5 protein-coding genes are annotated in these 3,194 nt (G+C 37.1%); all 5 read left to right on the top strand.

All coding sequences use genetic code 11. The features are described from left to right. The first annotated feature begins 79 nt into the window (after positions 1–79). Positions 80–1,051, top strand: a complete 972-nt coding sequence (locus tag PGP85_RS21145; protein ID WP_270329190.1) for a DEAD/DEAH box helicase family protein — start codon at positions 80–82, stop codon at positions 1,049–1,051. 5 nt (positions 1,052–1,056) lie between these two features. Further along, on the top strand, positions 1,057–1,734 hold the full coding sequence (locus PGP85_RS21140; protein WP_270329188.1) for a putative HNHc nuclease: 678 nt from the start codon (positions 1,057–1,059) through the stop codon (positions 1,732–1,734). Between the two features lie 4 nt (positions 1,735–1,738). Further along, positions 1,739–2,605 carry a phage replisome organizer N-terminal domain-containing protein gene (locus PGP85_RS21135; protein WP_270329185.1) on the top strand — a complete coding sequence of 289 codons (867 nt, stop codon included), beginning with the start codon at positions 1,739–1,741 and terminating at the stop codon, positions 2,603–2,605. After that, positions 2,598–2,906 carry a hypothetical protein gene (locus tag PGP85_RS21130; protein WP_270329183.1) on the top strand — a complete coding sequence of 103 codons (309 nt, stop codon included), beginning with the start codon at positions 2,598–2,600 and terminating at the stop codon, positions 2,904–2,906. Before PGP85_RS21135 ends, PGP85_RS21130 begins: the two co-directional genes overlap by 8 nt. After that, positions 2,903–3,194: RusA family crossover junction endodeoxyribonuclease (locus PGP85_RS21125; RefSeq protein ID WP_270329182.1), on the top strand; the 292-nt coding region annotated here is incomplete at its 3' end. The genes PGP85_RS21130 and PGP85_RS21125, both read left to right, overlap by 4 nt.

Here is a 3,194-nt window from a genome sequence, read left to right as displayed (position 1 = left end):
AATAGTGATGGTGAAGTAGTCGAAGCGGTTAAGGTCATTCCACAAGGCGAAAAATTATCCGTAAAGGTGGAGAAATAGTATGGAAGTAAAAAAAGCTAAGAGAGAAAAGTTAAAAGTTCCCATCATGATTACAGGAGCAAGTGGTAGCGGAAAAACAGTATCAGCTCTTTTAATTGCAAAAGGGATCGTTGAAAAAATGTATCCCGATTTATCAGACGAGGAACAGTGGTTGAAAATCGGGGTTATTGATACTGAACATAAGAGAGCGCTTTTGTATGCAGAGTCTACTGTTGCGGGTGTATACATTGGAGAATTCTTACACTTGGACTTTGAGCCTCCATACACAGTGAACAATTATATTCAGGCATTTCGGTTAATGAAAGCTGAAGGCATCGAAGTAGTGATAATTGATGGCGGGATTTTGGAACAAGTAGAAAGTTTTACCAAAGGTAATTCAAGTAAAAATATGCAGGCTTGGGCGAAAGTAAAACCACTGGAAAAAGAATTTCTTAAACTAGTGACTGGCAACTCAGTTTATGTAGTTGCGACGTCTCGGAGTAAACAAGCCTATGATTTCGATAAGGATGAAAAAGGGAAAACGAAGATAGTAAAAATGGGGCTTAAGCCAGACCAAAAAGACGCCTTAGAATATGAATTTGCTATTGCATTGAGGATGGATCAAGACCATATTGCCGAAGCTACAAAAGATAATTCTAACATGTTTGATCTTCCGTTTAACGTGTCATTAGAAACTGGACGAAAAATTTATGATTGGTCCGATCAGGGAATTGATCTAGAAAAACAAAGACGGGAATTAGTGATGGATATCATAGGCATGTCTGAAGAATCATCAACGAGAAAGTCCGTCTTTGATGAAATGATGGGGAAAGCTAACGGAAGAAGAATTGACGATTTACCAATAAAGAGTTTGAAAAATTTGAAAGGGATTCTTGAAAGAACGGAAGAACCTGAAAATGATGATGCTAAAGAAGACGAAGAAGTTCGGCAAGAAGAATTGTTCGATAAGAACAAGCCACCAGTAAAAGAGTGATCTAAATGAATAATCTTTCTTACCTTGCAAAGATAACGAAAATTTCTGGAAGGAAAATCATTTTAGAGCTTAAAGAAGAACTGAACATTGAAAGATTGAAGACCATTTTCAACGGTTTTGATGGCGAGCGACAAGCGGAACTGTCCATCAAAGATCCACGTGGGTTTACGCCGCAACAGAGACGCTTTGTGTTCGCTTTAATGCAAGATATATACATTTATACTGGAGAGCCTTTAGAAAGCCTGAAAGACGTGTTTTATTGGCAATTTAGATACTTTACAGGTAAAAACATTAGTTTATCAAATGAATCAGAGAATACTGTCGATGAAGTATCTACGTTGTCTGAATTGATATTAGATTTCATATTTGAAAACGATATTCCATTTCGCGAAGGGTATGAGATACCACCACAAAACACACAATACTATTTTTATAAATGCTTAACGACAAGAACCTGTTGTATTTGCGGTAAAAAGAATGCTGATATTGACCATTTTGATAAAGCTTTGGGAAGAAGAAAGCGAAGTGAGGTAGACCACACAGAATTTAATTTTGCAGCACTTTGTAGAACCCACCATCAAGAAAAGCATCAAATCGGAATTGCAGCATTTAAAAATAAACATCACGTTATTGGTATCAAACTGAATCAAGACGAGATTAAAAAGTTGAGGATCGGAGGTTGAGAACTTGGCTGAAATAAGTTGGATTAAGCTTAGTACTGGTTTGCCAGACAACAAAAAAATTAAGCGTATCAGAAAGCTTCCAGAAGGCGACAAGGTTATCTTGTTTTGGGTATTCCTCTTAGCTAGAGCAGGAGAGAGCAATCAAAGCGGAGGAATCTTCCTAACGGATACTATGCCTTATCAAGAGGAAGACTTAGCTGCAGACTTTGATTTCAATATAGAATTTGTTCAATTTGCCTTAATTACTCTTGAAAAATACTCAATGATAACAAGATATCAAGATATTTTGTTTATCAAGAATTGGGAAGAATACCAGTCTATTGAGGGTTTGGAGAAGGTAAGGGAACAGAATAGAATACGTCAGTCTAGGTACAAAGAGAAACAAAGACAACTAACGTTAGGTAACGTTACCGCTAACGTTATTGGTAACGCGGAAGTAACGGAGAGTAACGCAACAGATATAGATATAGATAAAGAATTAGAACTAGATAAAGAAATAAAGAGAAAGAAAGATGTTACGCCTTCGAAAACGAAGGCTAAGCCTACGCGTCATAAATATGGGGAATACAAAAATGTTTTATTAAGTGATGAACAGCTTGAGAAGCTGAAAAAAGAATTCCCTGCTGATTGGGAAGCGCGTATAGAAAGAGTGTCTTCTTACTGTGAATCCACAGGCAAGTCATATAAGAACTATTTTGCAACGATTAAGAATTGGGCGAAAAAAGATCATGCGGGTAATAGATATGGGAACAAAAGAGTTGAGAAATTGCCTAGTCATATAACTGAAACACCAAAGAAAGTTGAACCAGAAATAGATTGGGTGGCTGAGGCAGAACGTTCTCTCGCCGAAAGAGGTGCGGAGAGTGAATGACTTTGAGTTGTTAAAAACACTACACAATAAGTTGCCTCAGGATTACAAAGAGATACAGGTACCTTATTTAACAAGGTATAGCCAACATATCGTAAAAGGTGGAAATGTCTCTGACGATCGAGCAAAACAATTGTTTAAACAATACTGGGTAGGCTATTTCATCTATCATTACCAACAAAAAAATAAGGAATATGATTTTTGGGTTCTAAATGGTCAATCATATGAAGCACAACTTGATTTTGCGAAAAAGATGTACGAAAAAGTGTTTGGACATGTACCCAAAATGAAGGATAGAAAATGACTAGGTATACATTGCATTTAGAACCAAAGCCACAATCTCGGCCACGTTTTGGACGAAACGGAACCTATGAAGATAAGGACATGAAACAGTGGAAGCGTAATTGCGAGAGTCAACTTAGATTAATGAATCCTAGAATTATCGAGAAGGGCGCTATATCCGTTGCTATGACGTTTTACATCTATCCACCTAAACGGATAGCCGAGGTGAAAAAGAAACGCTTAGAACTCGACTCAGAGATAATTTATGTTGATAAGCGACCAGACATAGACAATTACATCAAAGCAGTTC

Source organism: Enterococcus malodoratus (assembly GCF_027659535.1).
Lineage (GTDB): Bacteria > Bacillota > Bacilli > Lactobacillales > Enterococcaceae > Enterococcus_A > Enterococcus_A malodoratus.
Note: the sequence above shows the minus strand (reverse complement) of the source record. Positions and strands in the feature narration are given on the sequence as shown.

What these genes read in the sequence shown, in the direction of transcription:
- PGP85_RS21145 (WP_270329190.1), top strand. Translation starts at nt 80, where the DNA reads ATGGAAGTAAAAAAAGCTAAGAGAGAAAAGTTAAAAGTTCCCATCATG.
- PGP85_RS21140 (WP_270329188.1), top strand. Translation starts at nt 1,057, where the DNA reads ATGAATAATCTTTCTTACCTTGCAAAGATAACGAAAATTTCTGGAAGG.